Source organism: Methylobacterium sp. J-030 (assembly GCF_022829545.1).
Lineage (GTDB): Bacteria > Pseudomonadota > Alphaproteobacteria > Rhizobiales > Beijerinckiaceae > Methylobacterium.
Map to the genome: position 1 here is coordinate 41,929 of NZ_JAKSYM010000326.1, position 19,299 is coordinate 61,227.

At 70.6% G+C, this 19,299-nt stretch carries 16 protein-coding genes and 1 tRNA gene; 8 read left to right on the forward strand and 9 right to left on the reverse strand.

Annotation, left to right across the window (positions count from 1 at the left end; genetic code table 11):
- Nucleotides 1–38: 38 nt before the first annotated feature.
- The 4 genes from MKK75_RS25585 to MKK75_RS25600 form a co-directional block, all read right to left on the reverse strand.
- Nucleotides 39–1,271, reverse strand: a complete 1,233-nt coding sequence (locus MKK75_RS25585) for a methyl-accepting chemotaxis protein (RefSeq protein WP_244045310.1) — start codon at nucleotides 1,269–1,271, stop codon at nucleotides 39–41.
- Between the two features lie 172 nt (nucleotides 1,272–1,443).
- Entirely contained in the window at nucleotides 1,444–4,497 is a 3,054-nt protein-coding gene (locus MKK75_RS25590) for a ribonuclease E/G (RefSeq protein WP_244045311.1), read from the reverse strand.
- An 899-nt stretch (nucleotides 4,498–5,396) separates the two neighbouring features.
- Nucleotides 5,397–6,098 (reverse strand): peptidoglycan-binding domain-containing protein, encoded by a 702-nt coding sequence (locus tag MKK75_RS25595; protein WP_244045312.1) that lies wholly within the window; start codon nucleotides 6,096–6,098, stop codon nucleotides 5,397–5,399.
- Nucleotides 6,099–6,125: 27 nt separating this feature from the next.
- On the reverse strand, nucleotides 6,126–8,015 hold the full coding sequence (locus MKK75_RS25600) for a PAS domain-containing sensor histidine kinase (RefSeq protein WP_244045313.1): 1,890 nt from the start codon (nucleotides 8,013–8,015) through the stop codon (nucleotides 6,126–6,128).
- Nucleotides 8,016–8,315: 300 nt separating this feature from the next.
- Here MKK75_RS25600 and MKK75_RS25605 point away from each other — a divergent pair, with 300 nt between their 5' ends.
- The gene (locus MKK75_RS25605; RefSeq protein ID WP_244045314.1) at nucleotides 8,316–8,636 is read left to right on the forward strand and encodes a hypothetical protein; all 321 of its coding nucleotides are present in this window, start codon (nucleotides 8,316–8,318) and stop codon (nucleotides 8,634–8,636) included.
- Nucleotides 8,637–8,646: 10 nt separating this feature from the next.
- Here the strand turns inward: MKK75_RS25605 and MKK75_RS25610 are convergent, their stop codons facing one another.
- From MKK75_RS25610 to MKK75_RS25625, 4 genes are all read right to left on the reverse strand, one after another.
- A complete protein-coding gene (locus MKK75_RS25610; protein ID WP_244045315.1) occupies nucleotides 8,647–9,768 on the reverse strand; it encodes a DUF2336 domain-containing protein in 1,122 nt (373 codons plus the stop codon).
- A 125-nt stretch (nucleotides 9,769–9,893) separates the two neighbouring features.
- Nucleotides 9,894–10,250, reverse strand: a complete 357-nt coding sequence (locus tag MKK75_RS25615; RefSeq protein WP_244045316.1) for a hypothetical protein — start codon at nucleotides 10,248–10,250, stop codon at nucleotides 9,894–9,896.
- Nucleotides 10,251–10,321: 71 nt separating this feature from the next.
- A complete protein-coding gene (locus tag MKK75_RS25620; RefSeq protein WP_244045317.1) occupies nucleotides 10,322–10,783 on the reverse strand; it encodes a GNAT family N-acetyltransferase in 462 nt (153 codons plus the stop codon).
- A 46-nt stretch (nucleotides 10,784–10,829) separates the two neighbouring features.
- On the reverse strand, nucleotides 10,830–11,357 hold the full coding sequence (locus tag MKK75_RS25625; protein WP_244045318.1) for a hypothetical protein: 528 nt from the start codon (nucleotides 11,355–11,357) through the stop codon (nucleotides 10,830–10,832).
- Between the two features lie 190 nt (nucleotides 11,358–11,547).
- On the opposite strand from MKK75_RS25625, the gene MKK75_RS25630 reads away from it, so the two are divergent.
- Nucleotides 11,548–11,730, forward strand: coding sequence for a hypothetical protein (locus MKK75_RS25630; RefSeq protein WP_244045319.1), 183 nt, complete (start codon nucleotides 11,548–11,550; stop codon nucleotides 11,728–11,730).
- A 293-nt stretch (nucleotides 11,731–12,023) separates the two neighbouring features.
- Here the strand turns inward: MKK75_RS25630 and MKK75_RS25635 are convergent, their stop codons facing one another.
- Nucleotides 12,024–12,524 carry a MucR family transcriptional regulator gene (locus MKK75_RS25635; RefSeq protein WP_244045320.1) on the reverse strand — a complete coding sequence of 167 codons (501 nt, stop codon included), beginning with the start codon at nucleotides 12,522–12,524 and terminating at the stop codon, nucleotides 12,024–12,026.
- A gap of 514 nt (nucleotides 12,525–13,038) precedes the next feature.
- Here MKK75_RS25635 and MKK75_RS25640 point away from each other — a divergent pair.
- From MKK75_RS25640 to MKK75_RS25670, 6 genes are all read left to right on the forward strand, one after another.
- Nucleotides 13,039–13,446, forward strand: coding sequence for a PaaI family thioesterase (locus MKK75_RS25640; protein WP_244045321.1), 408 nt, complete (start codon nucleotides 13,039–13,041; stop codon nucleotides 13,444–13,446).
- A 60-nt stretch (nucleotides 13,447–13,506) separates the two neighbouring features.
- Nucleotides 13,507–14,439, forward strand: a complete 933-nt coding sequence (gene hemF, locus MKK75_RS25645) for an oxygen-dependent coproporphyrinogen oxidase (protein WP_244045322.1) — start codon at nucleotides 13,507–13,509, stop codon at nucleotides 14,437–14,439.
- Between the two features lie 10 nt (nucleotides 14,440–14,449).
- The gene (locus MKK75_RS25650) at nucleotides 14,450–15,568 is read left to right on the forward strand and encodes an ATP-dependent RecD-like DNA helicase (protein WP_244045323.1); all 1,119 of its coding nucleotides are present in this window, start codon (nucleotides 14,450–14,452) and stop codon (nucleotides 15,566–15,568) included.
- Nucleotides 15,569–16,136: 568 nt separating this feature from the next.
- Nucleotides 16,137–16,226 (forward strand) — tRNA-Ser (locus tag MKK75_RS25660).
- 145 nt (nucleotides 16,227–16,371) lie between these two features.
- The gene (locus MKK75_RS25665) at nucleotides 16,372–17,580 is read left to right on the forward strand and encodes a tyrosine-type recombinase/integrase (RefSeq protein ID WP_244045324.1); all 1,209 of its coding nucleotides are present in this window, start codon (nucleotides 16,372–16,374) and stop codon (nucleotides 17,578–17,580) included.
- Between the two features lie 60 nt (nucleotides 17,581–17,640).
- Nucleotides 17,641–18,609, forward strand: a complete 969-nt coding sequence (locus MKK75_RS25670) for a hypothetical protein (RefSeq protein ID WP_244045325.1) — start codon at nucleotides 17,641–17,643, stop codon at nucleotides 18,607–18,609.
- Nucleotides 18,610–19,299: the final 690 nt, after the last annotated feature.

Consider the following 19,299-nt stretch of genomic DNA (forward strand, 5'->3'; position numbering starts at 1 on the left):
GCAGCCGCGCGCGGCGGTCGCCCCGTGCCGTGGCTCAGTCAGGCCGCTGCCGACCGCGCGTCCTTGATGGCCGCCTCGAAGGCGACGAAGGCGGTGGTCGCTTCGTCCCAGGACTGGGCGCGGACATGGCGGATCATCGCCGCGGCTTGCTCGCGGGCCTGCGCCAGGGGGGTCTCGAGGGCGGCCGGGCGCGCCGGATCGGCGGGAACCGCTGCCGGGGGATTGTCCGCCGGGCGCATCCCGACCAGGGTCGCCGCGATGGCGCGCCGCCATGCGGCGAGATCGGCGGGCAGGCGCGCCGTATCGGCCCCCGTCGCCTGCTGATCCAGCAGGCCGCGGCCGAGATCCTCGATCCGCTCGAGTTCGGCCAGGGCGTCGCCGATCTCCCGGCGCGCCTTGTCGGTGCCCTCTGCGATCCGGCCGACATTGCGGGCGATGTCGCCGGTGGCCTGGATCTGCTGGGTCATGATCTCGGACGCCTCACGCATCTGCGCCGCGACGGTCGCGACGGCGCCGCTCTCGGCCTCCACGCGGGCATTGGCCCGCACCATGGCGGCGGCTCCGGTCTCGACCGCGCCGCGGCTGCGCGTGACCGCCGCCTGCATGGCCGCCATCTCCTCGCGCAGACCCGCCACGCGGGCGCGAATCTCGTCGGTCGCCTTGGCGGTCTGCGCCGACAGCGTCTTCACTTCGGCGGCCACGACGGCGAAGCCGCGCCCCGCCTCGCCGGCGCGGGCGGCCTCGATCGTGGCGTTGAGCGCCAGCAGGTTTGTCTGGGCCGAGATCGCCGCGATCGTGCCGGCCATCTCCTCGATCCGCAGGGCCGCGGTCGAGAAGCTGTCGAGCCGGTTGCCGATCTCCTCGGTGCCCTCCTCGATGCCGCGCATGCCCTCGGCGGCGCGATGGAGGTCGCCGACGCAGGTGGCGATCCCGGAGCGGGCGGTCTCGGCGGTCTCGGCCGCCGAGGCGGAGCGGGCCGCGATCTCCCCCGTGGTGGCGGCGAGTTCCTCGCTGGCGGCCGCGATCAGCCGCGCCTGCTCGGCGGTGCCCGAGGCGTCGTTGGTCATCCAGCCGATCGAGGTGCCGGCATCGGAGGCCGCGGCCGACATCCGCGCCAGGAGCGACTGCCATTCGCGACCGAAGGTCGGGACGGCGGCGGGCTGCGGATCCGGGGCGGCCTCGACGGTCGCGGGTGCCTGCGTCGACGTAATCGCCATCTGCGGGAAGCCGGTCGCGCCCTTCTCCGAGCGCTTGCGGTTCAGGCCGAACATGCAGGGTCCTCCGACCAATCAATCGGGCCGGACCGTCGCATGATTCCTTCAATCAATCGTGAAGGTGAGTCTTATATTTCTCCGATCGATCAAATTGGCGGCAGCCCGGGCGCGCGTAATGGACCTCAGGTAATCGGCGCCACCGGCCGGCTCCGGCCGGTGGCGCGGCGTCTCACTCGCCGGTCAGCGCGGCCTTGGTGCGGGACCACCAGCCGGCGCGCTTGGGCCGGTCCGGATCGGACGGGGGCGTCAGCACGACCGCCACGGGCTCGGGGACCGGTTCCGGGGCCGATGCCGGGGCCGGCGCGGCGGCACCGTTCGTCGGGCGGGCCTCGGCAGCCTCCGTCTCGGGCGCGGCGGCGACCGGCAGGTCCACCGCCGTCTCGCCGCGGGCTGCTTCGGACGCCGCCTCGACGACCTCGGCCACGGCCTCGCCGCTCACCGGCTCCTCCTCCAACAGGGCGACCGCCTCGTCGGAGGCCGCGGCCTCCTCCGTCTCGGCGCCCTCGCGGGTGCGGCCCTCGCCGCGCCCGCGCCCGCCCCGGCGGCCCCGGCGACGGCGGCGTCCGCTCTCGTCCTCCGCCTGGACGGTCTCGTCCGGTCCCGCCACGGCCGCGTCGGACGCGCCGCTCCCGGCCGCCATCGCCGGCTCCTCGGCGGTCGCGTCGACGCTCGCCGCGTCGGCGTTCGCCGGCTCCTCGCCGTCCCACGCCTCGTCCCGGCCGTCCGTGTCGGAAAGCGGCGCGCCCTGGCGCTCCTCCTCGGACCGTCCCTCCGAGCGTCCGCCCCGACGGCGGCGGCGGCGGCGGCGGCGGCGGCCGTCGCCCTCGTCGCGCGTACCGTCCTCCCGGGCCTCGGCGCGGCCCTCCTCGGCCTCGCCCTCGCCCTCGGCATCCACCTCGGCCTCGGCCTCGGTCTCCTCGACCTCCTCGTCCTCGTCCTCGAACTCGGTGGTGGGCGAGATCGCCTGGGCGCGCACCCCCGTGACCGGGCCCTCGGCCCGCTGGGCCGGCTCGCCGCGGTCGAGCTGGAACGCCGCCGTCGCCGCCAGCCGCTCGTCGGCCGCGATCGTGATGGTCACGCCGAACCGCAGCTCCAGCTCGCGCAGGTGCCCGCGCTTCTGGTTGAGGATGTAGAGGGCGACCTCCGTGCGGGTGCGCAGGACGAGGTTGTGGGAGGCGGATTTGAGCAGCGCCTCCTCGATCGAGCGCAGGATGTGCAGCGCCACCGAGGCGGTGGCCCGCACGTAGCCGGACCCGCCGCAATGCGCGCAGGGGATCGAGGAGGATTCCAGCACGCCGGTGCGGATGCGCTGGCGGCTCATCTCCAGCAGGCCGAACGGCGAGATCCGGCCGACCTGGATGCGGGCGCGGTCGTTCTTCAGGCAATCGTTCAGCTTCTTCTCGACCGCGCGGTTGTTGCGCTTCTCCTCCATATCGATGAAGTCGATGACGATCAGGCCCGCGAGGTCGCGCAGCCGGAGCTGCCGGGCGACCTCCTCGGCGGCCTCCAGGTTCGTCCGAAGCGCGGTGTCCTCGATGTCGTGCTCGCGGGTGGAACGCCCGGAATTCACGTCGATCGAGACCAGGGCCTCGGTCGGGTTGATCACGAGGTAGCCGCCGGACTTCAGCGAGACGTGGGTCGAGAACATCGCGTCGAGCTGCTGCTCGACCCCGAAGCGGGCGAAGATCGGCGTCGGGTCGCGGTAGGGCTTCACGACCTTGGACTGGCCGGGCATCAGCATCCGCATGAAGTCCTTGGCCTCGCGGTAGGCGTCCTCGCCCGCGACCAGAACCTCGTCCAGATCCTTGTTGTAGAGGTCGCGGATGGCGCGCTTGATCAGCGAGCCCTCCTCGTAGACCAGCGCCGGGGCCATGGAGGTCAGCGTCAGCTCGCGGACCGATTCCCACAGGCGCATCAGGTACTCGAAGTCGCGCGCGATCTCGGGCTTGGAGCGCGACGCGCCGGCGGTGCGCAGGATCACGCCCATGCCGTCCGGCACCTCCAGGTCCTGGACGACCTCCTTGAGCCGCTTGCGGTCGGCCGCCGAGGTGATCTTCCGCGAGATGCCGCCGCCCCGGCCGGTGTTGGGCATCAGCACCGAGTAGCGGCCGGCGAGCGACAGGTAGGTGGTGAGCGCCGCGCCCTTCGTGCCGCGCTCCTCCTTGACCACCTGCACCAGGATGATCTGGCGGCGCTTGATCACCTCCTGGATCTTGTACTGGCGGCGGTAGTGGCGGGGCCGCTCGGGGATCTCGGCCAGCGCGTCGCCGTTGCCGCCGATCTGGGCGATCCGGGGCTCGGCGTCGGGGTCGTCGGAATCCTCGTCCGACTCGTCATCCTCGTCGGACTCGTCCTCGTCGTCCTCCGACTCGTCCTCCTCGTCGTCGTCGGATTCGTCCTCCTCGGGCTCGTCCTCGTCGGACAGCTCGTCGGCCTCGCCGACGGCCGCGCCGCTGCGGCCCGAGGCCTCCGCGACATCCTCCGCCACGGTCTCGGCCGGCTCCTCGGCGACGGTCAGGGCCTGCGCGACGGCGATCCGGACTTCGGATTCGTCAGTCTCACCCGCTGGGGTGGCCTCGGCGGCGGTCTCCGCCTGACTCTCGGCAGCCGGCGCAGCGTCGGGGGCCGGCGCGGCCTGCGGCTCCGGGATGTCCCGGGCCTCGGTCTCGGAGGCCAGGGCCTCCCGCACGGCCTCGGGATTCTCGGCCAGCGTATCGGGCATGCCGGCGGGCGCGATCCCGGCTTCCGTCGGCGTCTCGGCGTGAGCCTCGACCTCACCCTCTTCGGCCTCGTAACCTGCGACCTGCGCGGCCTCGGGCGCATCCTCGGCGCTCACCGTCTCGTCGGTGCTGCGCGCGCGGGCCTCGGCGCGGCGGCCGCGGGAGCGGCGGGGCGAGCGGCGGCGGCGCTCCTCGCGCTCGCGGTGCTCCTCGGCGTCGCGGGCCTCCTCCTCGAGGAGGGCTTGCCGGTCGGCGAGCGGGATCTGGTAATAGTCGGGGTGGATCTCGTTGAAGGCCAGGAAGCCGTGGCGGTTGCCGCCGTACTCCACGAAGGCCGCCTGGAGCGAGGGCTCCACGCGGGTGACCTTGGCGAGGTAGATGTTGCCGCGCAGCTGGCGCCGGTTGGCGGCTTCGAAGTCGAACTCCTCGACCCTAGACCCTTGGACCGTGACGACCCGGGTCTCCTCCGGGTGCATCGCGTCGATCAGCATTTTGTTGGCCATGTCGGACTCTCGGCATGGCGGCCGACGTCGTTCTCCGTGCCCGTGGTCCCGGCGGCGCCTCGCCCGACCTCAATGCTGTCGGGCGCGGTGCCAGCCTCGTCGCCGAGGCGGATGGGTTCGAGGGGAAATTGCCGTCAACCGCCGGTCGGCGCAAAGGGCGCCTGGGGTTGAACTTGGCCGGGTCGGCGGACGGACCGGCGCGACGCGCTTCTTGCGCCGCCGGGGCACGCGCAGCGCTATGCTGGGCCGTGCGTCCGTCCATCGTGATCCCGACCTCGCGAAATGCTCTCGGCCGGATCGGACCGGCCGTGAATTCCTGGGTGCGGCGGAAAACCCGCCGCGACGTGCGACACCTGTCCGATCGGGGACGACACCCGTCGCCGCCAGACGGGCCGACAGGGCCCGCCGCGACACCGCCGCCGCTTTCGCGAGGAATTCGGCTGCGTCCGCGGGCCGTTGCGGCGGCCGGCGGGACCGGAAAGGGGTCGCTACCATTACAGACCGCTGCGCGGATTTGGCAAGGGTCAACCGTGAATAGATGTCACGGGGGTGTCACGGGCTGCGCCCGCGGCGACCGGCCCGTGGGGTGCGCCATCGGCCGGATTCGGACCGCTGAGGAAGGTGCGACCCGACCGGTCGTCCAACCCAACCCAGCCCGGCCGGTGTCCCCTCCGTCTCCGCACGGACCGGTCCGACGGATCCGGTCATACCGCGCCCGGCGGACGACCGCCGCCGCGCCTTCGCGCGGACGACCCGCGATGAGGCAGGCCCATCACGGTTCGGTATCAGACCTGACCGACAAGGCTGAGCGGGCTCGATCGGATCACCCGATCATGCCGCCAGGGGATGCTTCTCCGGATCCTGGGCAACGCGGCAGGAAGGGGTGTCAGGAAGCGGTGTCAGGCGTGGCCCGCCCGGGCCACCAGCTCCCGCAGGGTCCGGCCTGCGGCCGCGCCGGTCACCGGCAGCTTGGCGCTGCGCTCGAATTTCTCGATCGCCGCGCGGGTGCCGGGGCCCATCGCGCCGTCGGGCTTGACCGGATAGCCGAGCTTGGAGAGCGCCTTCTGCGCCCGCAGGACCGGATCGGATTCCGCCTCGGCCTTCTTGGCGGGCGCCTTGGCGGCCGGCTTCGCGGCGGTCCGGACCGGGGCCGCCTTCGGGGTGACCGAGGCGGTGGTCTCGTCGGCGCGAATCAGTTCGCCGATCGTGTCGCGGGCCGCGGGCTTGGCGGGGGCCTTCTCGGGCTCCGCGCGGACCGGATCCCGCGCGATCTCGCGCACCGGCTCCCGGGCGGCCTCCCTGGCTGCCGGGGCGGCCTCGCGCGCGAGCGGCGCCTTCTGGGCGAGCTTGGGCAGGATCGGGGCCGGATGGCGCCCGGCCTGATAGCCGAGGGCGTTGACGCAGATGAAGCCCGCCGCCCCCAGGCCCACGAGGCTGCCGAGGACGGTGCCGGGGCTGCTCCGGCAGGTGCTGCCCGTCGCCTTCAGCACCCCGACGAGGACGGAGCGCCAGTCACCCTGAACGGCGGCGCTGCGCCGCGCGGCCGGGCGGCGCGCCCGGCCGGCTTCGCCCGGTACGGTGATCTCGCGGTAGCCTGACATCGTGTCTCCTTCCGGACGATCTTCGGCTCAGCCGGTGCGGCGCAGCGCCGAACCCGGCCGGGCGCTCGGCTCGGTGCTCGGCTCCGCGTCGAACAGGCCGAGCGGCAGGCGCACGACCCGGCGCGGCGCGGGGGCGCCCCGCACGGCGGTGCGGATCGGGGCCGGGCCGCAGGCGGCCTCCGGCGACCGGCACAGATGGGGCAGCGTCACGATCACGACGGTGCCGGCCTGCGGGGCGCTCTCGATCCGCATCGCGCCGCCGTGCAGCCCGACCAGCCCCTGCACCACCGAGAGGCCGAGGCCGGTCCCCTCGTGCTGGCGCTGGTAGCCGGCGGCCCCGGCCTGGAAGAACGGCGTGCCGAGCTTCGACATATCGTCCGCGCCGATCCCGCAACCCGTGTCGGCCACGACGATGTCGAGCCCCTCGGCACCGCGGCGCAGGGACAGGTCGATCCGGCCGCCGCGCGGGGTGAACTTCACGGCGTTCGACACGAGGTTGATCAGGATCTGCCGGCAGGCGCCGGGATCGGCGGTGATCTCGACCGGGCCCGCGGCGGCGACCGCCAGGGTGACGCCGGCGGCCTCGGCTCGCAGGCGCATCAGGTCGCAGCAGGACTGGAGCAGGCCCGCCATGTCGAAGGCCTCCGGCGCGTAGTCGAAGTTGCCGCTCTGGATCCGGCTCATGTCGAGGAGCGTGTTGACGACGCCGAGCAGGTGGTGCCCGGAGGCGCCGATGATCCCCGCATAGTCCCGCGCCTGATCGGCGCTGAGGCTGGGGGCGCCCTCGCCGGCCAGCACCTCGGAGAAGCCGATGATCGCGTTGAGCGGCGTGCGCAGCTCGTGGGTGACGTTGGCCAGGAACCGACCCTTGATCGCATCGGCCCGCTCGGCCTCGGCGCGGGCGCGCTCCAGCTCCTCGGCGTGGCGGTGATGCTCGGTCATGTCGCGGGTCACCGCCACCACCGCGGTCGCGGTCTCGTGGGGACCGTGCGCGATCCGATGGGCGCGCATCTCGGCGTGGATCAGGTGCGCGCCGTCGGCCCGTCCGGCCTCGACGTGGAGGCGCAGCGGCAGGGTGGCGGGACGCCCCGTCGCCGCGACGTCGCTCACCGCCTTGAGGAAGGCCGGCCGGTCGGCGACGTGGACCCGCTCCAGGAGGCCGTGGCCGTGCAGGCGCTCGGGATCGCTGCCGAGCAGCCGCGCCGCCGACACGGAGGCTTCCACCACGCGGCCGTTGCGGTCGTGCCAGGTCACGAGGTCGTCGATCGCCGAGAGCAGCAGCCGGTCCCGGGCCTCGTTGTCGCGCAGCCGCGCGCGCCACGCGCCCTCGTTGCGCTTGTGCTCCAGGGCCTGGGCGGCGACGTGGCCGATCGCAGTGAGCGCGAAGGCCGGCAAGGCGAGGCCGGCGGAGATGTCCATCATTGGCAGAGAGACCCCGACGGCATCCAGGCCCGCCACCGCCAGCACGCCGAGAACCGCCATGGCGGAGGCCGCCAGCGTCGCGCGCAGCGAGCCGGAGATCAGCGCCTCCACGGGGATCGCCACCAGCCAGACCGCGGCCGGGGACGCGACGCCCCCCGTGACGGCCGCCAGCGCCACCACGATCCCGGTCAGGCCCGCGGCGGAGAGCGCGTGGGCGAGCCAGAGGGATCCGGTCCGGACCAGCAGGACGGCGGCGAAGACCGGCAGCAGCAGGCTCGCGATCGCCAGCACCTCGATGCCCGAGGGCACGCCGCGCCAGAGCAGGTAGGGCGGCAGCCCGACCATCATCACGGCGCCCGTGGCAAGCCGCGACACCAGGAAGCGCTGGTGGCGGCAGCGGGCCGCGGCATCATCGGCCGCGGAGGCGTGAACCAGCCCCGCGAGACGGTCGTCGATCAAGGACGTCAGGACTTTTTTGATGGGCAAGGCTGGCACACGCCGCGAGTACGCGTTTCCGCATCCCTCGCGCCTCCGGTTCGACTTTCGAACGACTTCCGGACGGTCGCAGAGGCGGCTTAAACGAGTGTTGCGCGACTGGTCAGAACGATCAGGATGCTTTCCGCGAGGTAACCAAGCGCATTCGGATAAGCTTCGTTCACCATCGCGCGCGAAAGACCGGCGCGGTTGAGGCCCGGTTCACGAAAACCGTCGAAATCTCGGCGTCGCGTATCGTCTTGGATGGCGACCGTCGGCTTCCGGCTCGATGCGCTCCATTCCGAGCGGAGAGTTCGAACCATGACCGTCCTGCTGCGCGCCGCGCTGGTGATCGGCGTGCTCTCGTATCTCGCGCTGATGCGCGGCGGCGCGGATCCGGCCGCGGAGGCGCGCAAGCTCTCGGGGGGGCTGCCGAGCGCCGCGGCTTTGCTGCCCGCGGCCCTGGAGGCTGTTCCGCCCGAGACCCGCGAGCGGGCCGCCCGGGCGGTGCTCGCCCGGGGCCTGTTGGCGGAGCTGAGCCGCCGGGCCGGTGAGCCCCAAGCCTCGACGGATACTTCCTCGACCGACACCCTGGAGGAGGCCGACCGGCAGCCCGCCTGGCGGGGCGTCGCGCCCCGCTGACGGCGCTCCCTCAGCCCGCCTCCACCTTGGAGGCCGGGCGGGTTCGCGCCGGCAGGGTCGTGCGCTGCGCGGCGCCGCCCTGGCGCAGCTTCGCCTCCGGGCCGTGGAGCGGCTGGTGCGCCTCGCTGCGCCCGCGCTCGGTGAGCGGCCGGTCGAGGATCGCCGCCACGAGGTCCCGCGCCGCCGGCCGGCTCACCGTGCGGAACAGGCGCACGAGGTCGGCCACGCGCTCGGCCGAGCGCGCCACGCCCTGATTGAGGGTGAGGAAGATGTAGACCGCCTCCTCCTCGTGCAGCCCGGCCGCGCGCAGGCCGAGGGTGAGGAGGTCGTACCGGGCGCCGGGATCGGCGACCAGAGCGAGGAAATCGTGGGGCAGGCCGAGCCCGGCCGCGAGCGCCGCGACGAAGGCCGCCACGTCGTGCGCGGCCGAGAGCCGGGTCAGGGATTGGCCGAGGTCGCGGGGCGGGGGCGGGCAGGGGCGCAGGGCCGCGGTCGCCTCCACGCTCCGGCCGATCACCGTCCGGCGCATCGGGTCGGCGTGCAGGTAGAGGGGCACGAGGTCGGCGGCGGAGACGTCGGGGCGCACCAGCAGCCGCCTGGCGAGCTCGGCGTCGCCGCGGCCGCGGCCGACGAGCCGGGCGAGGGTCGCGCCGCGCAGGGTGATGCCGAGATTGGCGGCCAGCGCCCGGTCGATCTCCGGGCGGCCCTCGCGGGAGAGTTCGTCCGCCGCCTCGCGGCTGAGCCCGGACCGGGCGGCGACGCGGTCGGCGATGTCGGAGCCGTCGGCGAGCGCGGCGTCGATCAGGCTGCGACTCAGCGTGGGCGCCAGCTCGATCACCGCGTCGCGGGCGCCGCCGCCGCGCAATGCCAGCGCCTCAAGGACCGCCGGCGGCGTCTCGGGGCAGGGGGCGAGCTTTCGGGCGACCACCCGGGCCGTCTCCTCGTCCACCGTGGGGATCAGGCCGCGGGCCAGGGATTCGAAGATCTCGGTCGCGGCCCGGTCGCGCCCCGGCGCCCGGACGAACAGATCGGTCTGCACCCGCAGGATCACGGGCTTCAGATCGAGATTCTCGATGCGCGAGAGTTCGAGGAGCCCGGACAGGTCCGGCGGAGCATCGACGGATGGGGGCATGGACGATCGGTTTACGCAGGACTGCAGTAAGCTCACGCTAACCGCATCGACGTGAATCGACCTTTAAGACGCTCCTCGCGGGACCGTGCCGTCCTGCATCACCGGCTCCGGTGCGGCCGGCGGACTCAATGCGTCAGCCAGAGCCCCCCGCCGAGCGCCACCGCCGCGAACACGATGAAGCCGACGAAGGCCGGCACCACCCAGGGCTGCCGCTGGTGCACATAGCCGGCCTTCGTCTTCTCGGACGGCGCCCGCTCGTTCTGCCGGGCGAGCCTGACCTCCTGCGACGAGGGCGGCGTTCCGCCCGCCTCCTCGCAGGTCCCGAGCGGCGCCGCCCCGACATCCATGTGCGGCGTCTTGTCGGCGGTGCGACCGCTGTCGATGTCGCCCTTGAGCTGCGCGGTGGTCGGCGCATCGGAATCCGGCGGCGGATCGGCCGGCAGGCTGGCGGGCGGCGGCGGGGTCTCGGAACGCAGGGTCATGAACGGGTCTCCAGCTCGATCCATTCAACGCCTGGAAACGCCGTCGGCTGCGGTCAGGGATGTCGCGGGGCTCAACCCTCCCCGGATCCGCGTTTCAGCAGGGGGCGTTCGTAGAGTCCGGTCTCGCCGGTGAAGCCCGCCGCGGCGCAGAAGGCATGCAGGGCAGGCTGGTCCGGTCCGACGCGCAGGAGCAGCCGGTCGCAGCCGCCTTGGCGCGCCGCCCGCCCGGCCGCCTTCAGCAGCACCCGCCCGATGCCCCGGCGCCGGGATTCGGCCGCGACCAAGAGGGTCGTGATCAGGCCGAAGGGCCGCGGCGCGTCGAGGGTGCGGACGGGGGTGAGGGCGACGAGCCCGCTCGGCGGCCCCCATTCCACCGCGACGAGGATGGTGCCGCCGTCCCGCTGAAGGCCCTCGAGCCGGGTTGCCAGATCCGGAGCGCCGACCGGCACGCCGGTCTCGCTCAGGAGAGCGGCGAGGCCGGCGGCGTCGGAGCCCGCGGCCGCCCGGATCTCCAGCCCGTACCGATTGCCCACGTCTCACTCCCGAACGACGGCACGGGCGTTCTCGAAGGGTCGCCCCTCAGACCCGGCGCCAGCCCGGCTGCGCCGGGTCGACCAGCCGGTAGTTGACCGGCGCCATGCCGCAGATGGCGATGACCGCCGGCTCCGTCCCGTCGCGGACCACGCCGTCGTAGTGCGGCGTCCCCGCGACCCGGCGGACGAAGCTGCCGGCCTTCACGGGCACGCAGGCGGCCGGATCGAAATCCGCTCCGCTGTTGCACCACCACGTTCCGGACAGGACCATGCAGAAGCGGTCCGAGGTGTAGGTGTGCGGCGCGCTCATGTAGCCCGGCCACCAGCGGATGAGCATATAGTACAGGCCGGTGCCGTTGAGGTCGCCGGTGAGGCCGCACCGGTCGACGCTGCGCTCGGGATAATCCTTCGACGGCACCCACGGCAGCGCGTCGGGCGCGCGGATGATGGTCTGCTCCGGGTTGAGCGGGCTGCCCTCGGCCGCGCTCGCCAGGAGCAGCGGGAGCGTGCCGAGGAGCGAAGCGGCCAGCAGGTCGCGCCGGCTCGCCTCCGGCCGGGTGTGCGTGTCCATCATCGCGGGTTCCATCCCTATTGCCGGCGGCCTGCCCGGCGGCATCCGCTCATGCAACGCAGACAGCCCGGATTCTCTCCCGCGGCGGGGGGGCGCGAAGTTTCAAACGGCCCGTCGTCTCAGGGGGGAGCCCGGGGCGGAACGCGCGGGGCGGAAGCGGCATTGCTCCGCAGGATCGGCGGAGGCGCGCAGCATGGCGGATCAGGTGCGGGATCGATCGCCGGACGGGCAGGGCGACGGGGATCCATCGGAAACCCGGCCGCCGAAGCGGCCGGTTCAGAACTCCGATGACGGGCGCATACCCCCGGAGCGTCGAAAGGCCGAGACGGAGATCGCTGCGGGCGACGTCGCCGACGATCTCGCCGACTTCGCCTGACGGAGGCGCCCCGCGGGGGCATCCGATCTCAGGGTCCGTTTGACGGGAGCACAAGGTCTTCCGCGTCGCACGGACCGTTCACGTCGTGGTTCCGAGAGGTCGAGACCTTTCGCGGGTCCGGGGCGGAGCCCTGGGGAACGTCTCGAAGCCGGACATCTCAGGGCCCTGTCCTGCGCACCCGCCGAGGGGCAGAGCCCTTTGCAAGCCCGGGTTCCACGATCAAGCGGGCGCTCGGCACCCGGGCCCACGCGCCGAACCGTCTGCGGCTCGGCGGGGCGCCCGGATGTGCGCACTCAGGCGGTTTCCTTGGCCTTGCGCGGGCGGCTCGCGCGCTTCGGCTTCTCGGCGACGTCCTCGGCCGGCTCCTCGACCGCCGCGGACTTGCGGCGCTGCTGGCCGAGGCCCAGGCTGCGGGCGAGTTCGGAGCGCTGCGCCGAGTAGCTCGCGGCCGTCGAGGGATAGTCCCGCGGCAGGCCGAAGCGCTCGCGATACTGCTCGATCGTCAGGCCGTTGCGCGAGAGATGGCGCTTGAGCGTCTTGTAGGGCTTGCCGTCGATGAAGGAGACCAGCGCGTCGGGGGTCACCGACTTGCGGATCTGCGCCGCCGTCGGCTTGTCGGCCGCCTCCGTGACGGCCGCCGCGGGGGCCGACAGCTTCGCCAGCGCGGCGTGGACGCCGGCGAGCAGGCCGGGCAACTCGCTGATCGGCACGGAATTGTTCGAGACATACGCGGAGACGATGTCAGAGGCCTGCTCGATAAAGGTCTGCTGCTGTTCAGGGGCGTTGTCGTCCATCGATGATTCCCTCTATGCGGTGGTGGTGAGACGGTTCTAACGTCTCTGCAGCAAAATCAAGTCGTCGTCGAGCATTTCCCTACACAACGCGCCGGCCGTTAACACGCATATTATTCAACCGCCCGGTCGAGCTGAAATCGTTGCCCGTGAAACCCGATGGGCGGGATCGCCAGTTTGACGAGTTCCCGGCCGCCACCGCGGTGCCTGTGGGCCTCCGACCGGTGGCAAGCCGATCCGTTCGTCTGCGAAGATCGGTTCCGCGTCTGACGAGATCGGTGAAATCTCGACGCGCGTCCTGTGGCGCCATGATTGTTCGCGCCGCGCCATCAGGAAGATCGCGCCGCGGTTTTCGGTTGGAGCCGGCATGGCGCGGTCCGCGACAGGGTTCGGGGCCGCCGGAGTGCCCCGGCATCGGAACGCAGGCTCGGCCCCGGGAGCGTTGGGACCGGGAGCCTTGGGACTGGACGCCGCCTGCGCCATAAGGGGTGCAGCAGGGCGAACCGGGACGGTGGGCGTGGGTCAGGACTGGGAGCCGGGCACCGTTTTCGGCGCGCACATTCCGTTCGTCCGGTTCTGCGGGATCGAGGCCCTCGACGTCCACGAGGGGCGGACACGGCTGCGGCTGGTCCTGCAGCCCGAGCATGCCAACAATCTCGGCATCGCCCACGGGGGCGTGCTCTGCACCCTGCTCGACGTTGCCCTCGGCACGGCGGCGCGCCTCAGCGTCGGGCGCCCCGTGGTGACCCTCGACATGCAGACCCGGTTCCTGAATCCGGGCCGCGGCGTCCTGCTCGCGGAGGGGCGCGTCACCCGGGCCGGGCGCGCTGTGATCTTCTGCGAGGCCGAGATCCGCGGCGCCGACGGGGCCCCGGTGGCGAGCGCGACCGGCCTGCTCAAGCCCGTGGGCAGATCCGCGGATTAGCGGACGCCGCCGGCCGGGACCGAATTGACGGCGGCCCGGCGGGGTGGGAAAGCCTGGGGCATGACGATGCCGGACGACGCGCGCGCAGCCCTGGCTGCGCCTCCCTCCGAGGCCGATGTCACGGCCATGAAATCCGAGGCCGCCGCGTGGTTCGCGACCCTGCGGGACCGCATCCTCGCGGCGCTGGAGGCCATCGAGGCGGAGGCCGCGGGTCCGTTCCATCCGGACGCGCCGGACGGGCCGGGCCGCTTCGTGAAGACGCCCTGGGACCGCACCGACCATACCGGCCGGCCCGGCGGCGGCGGCGTCATGGCGATGCTCAAGGGCCGGGTGTTCGAGAAGGCCGGCGTCCACATCTCGACCGTGCACGGCGAGTTCGCGCCGGAATTCCGCGCCCAGATGCCGGGCGCCGACGAGGATCCGCGGTTCTTCGCCACCGGCATCTCGCTGATCGCCCATCCCTGGAACCCGCACGTGCCGACCGTGCACATGAACACCCGCTTCGTCGCGACCACGCGGGCGTGGTTCGGCGGCGGCGCCGATCTCACCCCCGTGCTCGACCGGCGCCGCACCCAGGACGACCCGGACAGCCGCCATTTCCACGCCTGCCTGGAGCGGGCCTGCGTGGCCCACGGCGTCGACTATGCGCGCTACAAGGCGTGGTGCGAGGCGTACTTCCACCTCAAGCACCGCAACGAGCCGCGCGGCATCGGCGGGATTTTTTACGATTATCGCTGGACCGGCGACCCGCAGGCCGACCTCGCCTTCACGCGCGACGTGGGCGGGGCCTTCCTGGCGGCATATCCGAAGATCGTGCGCGACAACGTCCGCACCGCCTGGACCGAGGCCGACCGCATTGAGCAGCAGGTGCGGCGCGGGCGCTACGTCGAGTTCAACTTGCTCTACGACCGGGGCACGATCTTCGGCCTGAAGACCGGCGGCAACGTCGCGTCGATCCTGTCGTCGATGCCGCCCTCGGTGCGCTGGCCGTGACGGGGCCGTCGTGAGCGCGGGGCTGCCCGCGGCCTACGCCCCCCAGCAGGACGCGGCGCTCAAGGCGATCGCCGCGTGGCGGCGGGACGGCGGATCCCAGGTCTTCCGGCTGTTCGGCTATGCCGGCACCGGCAAGACCACGCTCGCCCGGCGGATCGCCGAGGACGTCGACGGCACGGTGGTGTACGGCGCCTTCACGGGCAAGGCGGCTTCGGTGATGCGCCAGAAGGGCTGCTACGACGCCGCCACGATCCACTCGCTGATCTACCGCACCAAGGAGGCGGAGGAGGGCGGGCCGACCTTCACGCTGAACCGCTCCGGCCCCGCCGCCAAGGCGGACCTGATCATCATCGACGAGTGCTCGATGGTGGATTCCGACCTCGGCACCGACCTCCTGTCGTTCGAGCGGCCGGTGCTGGTGCTGGGCGACCCGGCGCAATTGCCGCCGGTGCGCGGCGGCGGCTTCTTCACCGAGGCCGAGCCCGACGTGATGCTCACCGAGGTCCACCGGCAGGCCAAGGACGACCCGATCGTCCGCATGGCGATGACGATCCGCGAGGGCGGCCGGCTGGAGCTGGGCACCTACGGCCAGAGCCGGGTGGTCGCGCGCCGCGCCCTCGACCCGGCCGAGGTGCTGGAATGCGACCAAGTGCTGGTCGGGCTCAACAAGACGCGCCGGCTGTACAATGCCCGTCTGCGGGAGCTCGCCGGCCACACCGATCCGATGCCGGCGATCGGCGAGAAGCTGGTCTGCCTGCGCAACGACCGGGTGAAGGGCCTGCTCAATGGCTCGACCTGGACGGTCCACGCCCTGCGCGCGCCGCCGCGGCCGGACATGATCCGCCTCGACGTGGTGCCCGAGGATGACCCGGCGCTGCGCCGGAAGCCCACCGACATCAAGGTGTTGCGCGCGATGATCACCGGCGCGGACGAGGAGATCCCGCTGTTCCTGCGCCGGGAGACCGACGAGTTCACCTACGGCTACGCGCTGACGGTGCACAAGGCGCAAGGCTCGCAGTGGGACCGGGTGACCCTCTTCGACGAATCCTACGCCTTCCGCGAGCACCGGGCGCGCTGGCTCTACACGGGCCTGACCCGCGCCGCGCAGGCGATCACCGTGGTGGTCTGAGCTTCTTGCCCTGGAGCTTCCTTGGCCCCGGGAGTCCGGGTTTCCAAAGGACTGAAGCCCCCTGGCGGGTTCTCAAGGTGGAGCCCTGAGATGGTGACCAGGGCTCCGCCCTGGACCCGTGAAAGGTCTCGACCTTTCGAGACCACGACGGGATCCGTCCGGGTGCCGCGGACCACCCTGCACGCCGGTCGAACGGGCTCTCGGGCCGCCGCGACGCGGCGACCGTGCGCGTCGATGACGCGTCCGCCGTCCGCCTTCACGAATTCGCCCTGCGGCGGCGGCAGGAGATCGCGCACGGCGAGGCCGGCGCGCCGCGAGGCTGCGGATCACGCGGTGGCAGCCGATATCGGCTTGGGGGGCACTGCGCCTATCCCCCTTGCGCGAACCTGCGTCGTGTGACGGGCAATCGAGCGCGGCTCTCGGCGCTTGCCCTGACACCGCAACCCCGTTATGACCCCCTCGGCTGTGCTCGAGGGCCTGTCCCCGACTCTTTGGGGGACAGGCCCTCGGTCTAGCCCGAGCAATGATTCCGGTTCCGGCGCCGCGCGCCTGGGTTGGGATCACTGCTGGAGAGGTGGCAGAGCGGTTGAATGCACCGCACTCGAAATGCGGCATGCCTGCAAGGGCATCGGGGGTTCGAATCCCCCCCTCTCCGCCAGCTCATTGTTCGCCGCTGTTCGCCCTCATTCGAAAACGCCTTATAACCAAGGTGTTAAGCGGCTGCGCTGGTCATTGATGTTCACCCACATTCGCTACGATCCGCGCCAGCCGCTGGGGTAATCGCTGGGGGTTTGGCGGACACTATGTCACGCGCGGTCAATAAGCTCACGGCCCGCACTGTTCAAACGGTCGGTCCCGGCCGATTCGGAGACGGCGATGGCCTTTACCTCATTGTCGACCCAAGCGGAGCCCGCCGCTGGATCTTCCTCTATCGCTGCAATGGCAGGCAGCGAGAGATGGGCCTTGGTGGTGCACATGTCGTCACCCTGGCCGACGCCCGCCGCAAGCGCGACGAGGCTCGTCGGCTGCTCGCAGACGGCCTCGACCCACTTGAGGCCCGGCGCAAGAATGAGGCACCCGCAACTCCAGCCATGACCTTCGGCGCCTTCGCCGATCAACTCGTGCCCGAACTGGCCAAGGGCTTCCGCAATACCAAGCATGCCGCACAGTGGACGAGCACGCTCAACGCCTACGCTTCAAGCCTCCGATCCAAGCCCCTCGACGCCATCACGACCGACGACCTGCTCGCGGTACTCCGACCGATCTGGTCCACGAAGGCGGAGACTGCATCGCGCGTCCGCGGGCGCATCGAGAAGGTGTTGGACGCCGCTAAAGCGAAGGGGCTGCGCACGGGCGAAAACCCGGCGCGCTGGCGTGGCCATTTGGATCAGCTTCTCTCCAAACGGCGCAAGCTCACACGCGGGCACCATGCTGCGCTCGCCTATGAGGCGGTGCCGGCGTTCGTCGCTGACCTACGTACTCGGGATGGTATTGCCGCGCGGGCGCTGGAGCTTGCGATCTTGACGGTTGCTCGCGTGGGCGAGGTCGTGGGAGCACGGTGGGATGAGGTCGACGTGACTGCTAAACTATGGATAGTGCCGGCCGCGCGCATGAAAGCTGAACGCGACCACCGGGTTCCTCTCACAGATCGCGCGCTCGTGATCCTTGCGGAGATGATGCAGCTTCGCCGCGGGCCCTACGTATTCGAAGGCTACCGAAGCGACCGGCACCTCTCGACAGGCGCATTCGACGCACTGCTTGAACGTATGAAAGTCAAAGCGACGACGCACGGCTTCCGCTCGTCGTTTCGGGATTGGGCCGGCGATTGCACGGAGTTCCCCCGAGAGGTCGCGGAGGCGGCGCTTGCTCATGCAGTCGGGGACAAGGCGGAGCAGGCGTACCGGCGAGGTGACGCACTGGCGAAGCGCCGTGCGCTCATGGAGGCATGGGCGGCATATGTTGCGACAGGCGAACCGACCCGCACGCCTCTTTCAGAGACAGAGCAGCCATAATCAAAAGCAACCGCAATTGAAAATCTTATAGTTGCATATATTGCACAGAAGGGCTGCTACATGGCGCGAGCGACATCGTTCCGAAAACGGCTTTCCCCGATGAGAGTCCCTTTTGAGCAAACCGAAGAACTTGTAATAAGATTTGCAGATCGTATCGGCCGGATTCTCTACGACAACAACTGGTCAGCGACTGAAAGGAGCAAGCTCAATCACCGGGAGCTGTCACCCTCTGCGGGAAGCGATGAGGATCTTGCTTCAACGGTTCGCAATCAAATCATTATCGGCTTGCGTCTTGGAGTTCTGACTGCCTCAGTATGGCTGACAGTTTCTACTTGGGAGGTAGTTCGGCAGCCCCCTCAACCGGAGGATGAGGATGAAGCGACTTGCGCATCCGATGGGGACGACGATCCCCTAAGGGGGGACGATGGTTCACCAAAAGCCCGGCAATTCCGTATAAAGCCAGACTATTGGAAAGCTTCCGAAGACGATCTGGACTTAGACTGGCTTGAATCTAAGATAACGCTTCCGACAATATGTCTTTCAGATGATTCCTGGACGCCGCGACGTGATCGCCCTATCATTGAAACATATAAGGTAAATCCTACTGAACGAAGCGTACCATTATACATTCGTTTTCCGCATCGAGCTCTGCACGAACTTGTCAAATATGCAGATGTCCCGAGCCATGAGTGGCTAGCTCGCTACAAAATTTACCGTGAACAAGGCCGCGCCGAGGTGCCGGCTGTTATGTGGCGTTACTTGGCTATAAAAAGCTATAACAAGGAAAACGCCCCATCCGCTGAAGAATTATCGCGAATTGCGCTAGATTATCTGAGAGTGCAAGGATTTGAGGAGTCCGGCGATAAAGCTACAGCGAACGCGCGCAACGCCAGCCTTGCAGAAATGGCTCGCTCAGTCCGCGAGCAATTCATGGACCCACACCCTAATTTAAGCGCTTCCGTCGTTGTCTCCGGCAATCCGCGCGCTCGCCGGCGGAAATCACAGGTCCGCACCAGCGGGGGGAGGTAATTCCCTTGTGGGATTGATGTGCGCTGGCCGAACGCGTCCCTGATTTCGTCGCAAGTTGCCAAGCGCTGGAGCGTGGATCGGCAACCCGAGTCGATTCTAGCCAAGCCGAGCCGCTATCACCCGACCCAAGGTCGGCAAGCCCAGGTGGGCCGGGCTCGCAATCAGCTCCTTGCTCCCTCGCTCAGCCCGGCCAGATCGAGGCGACAAGCAACGGCACCGAGCTGCTGTGCGCCTGTTCGGCGTACAGTAGAAGACAACCAACGGCGACCACGCGATCTGGGGACCGAGGGCAGCACCGCCCTCCCCATCTTCGTCGACACCGCGTGCCCCACCGGGAGCAGCGCCTGCCTCACCATCCTCGAAATTATCGGAGTGCGATCCGTACCGCCACAGGCGTGGGTCACTGCCGTTGGCGTGTCTGACAGGGGCGTCTGAGCGCATTTTTCGCCGTCAGACGAAAAACCGTTCAAGCGCGTGCTCTACCATCCCCATGCGTTCGCCACCGACCAGCACCGCCCCCAACTTCCCTCAGCCGCTAGCGGTACGGCTGTAATTACCCACCCCGGTAGTTGCAGGGTTTAGGCGCCAACGGTCTTTAGGATGGTGCCGAAGGGACTTCTTCCTGTGAGGCGCGCGGTATCGACGACGGTGCGGATGGCGGCCTCGCCCTCGGCGGCCCACATCGCTCGG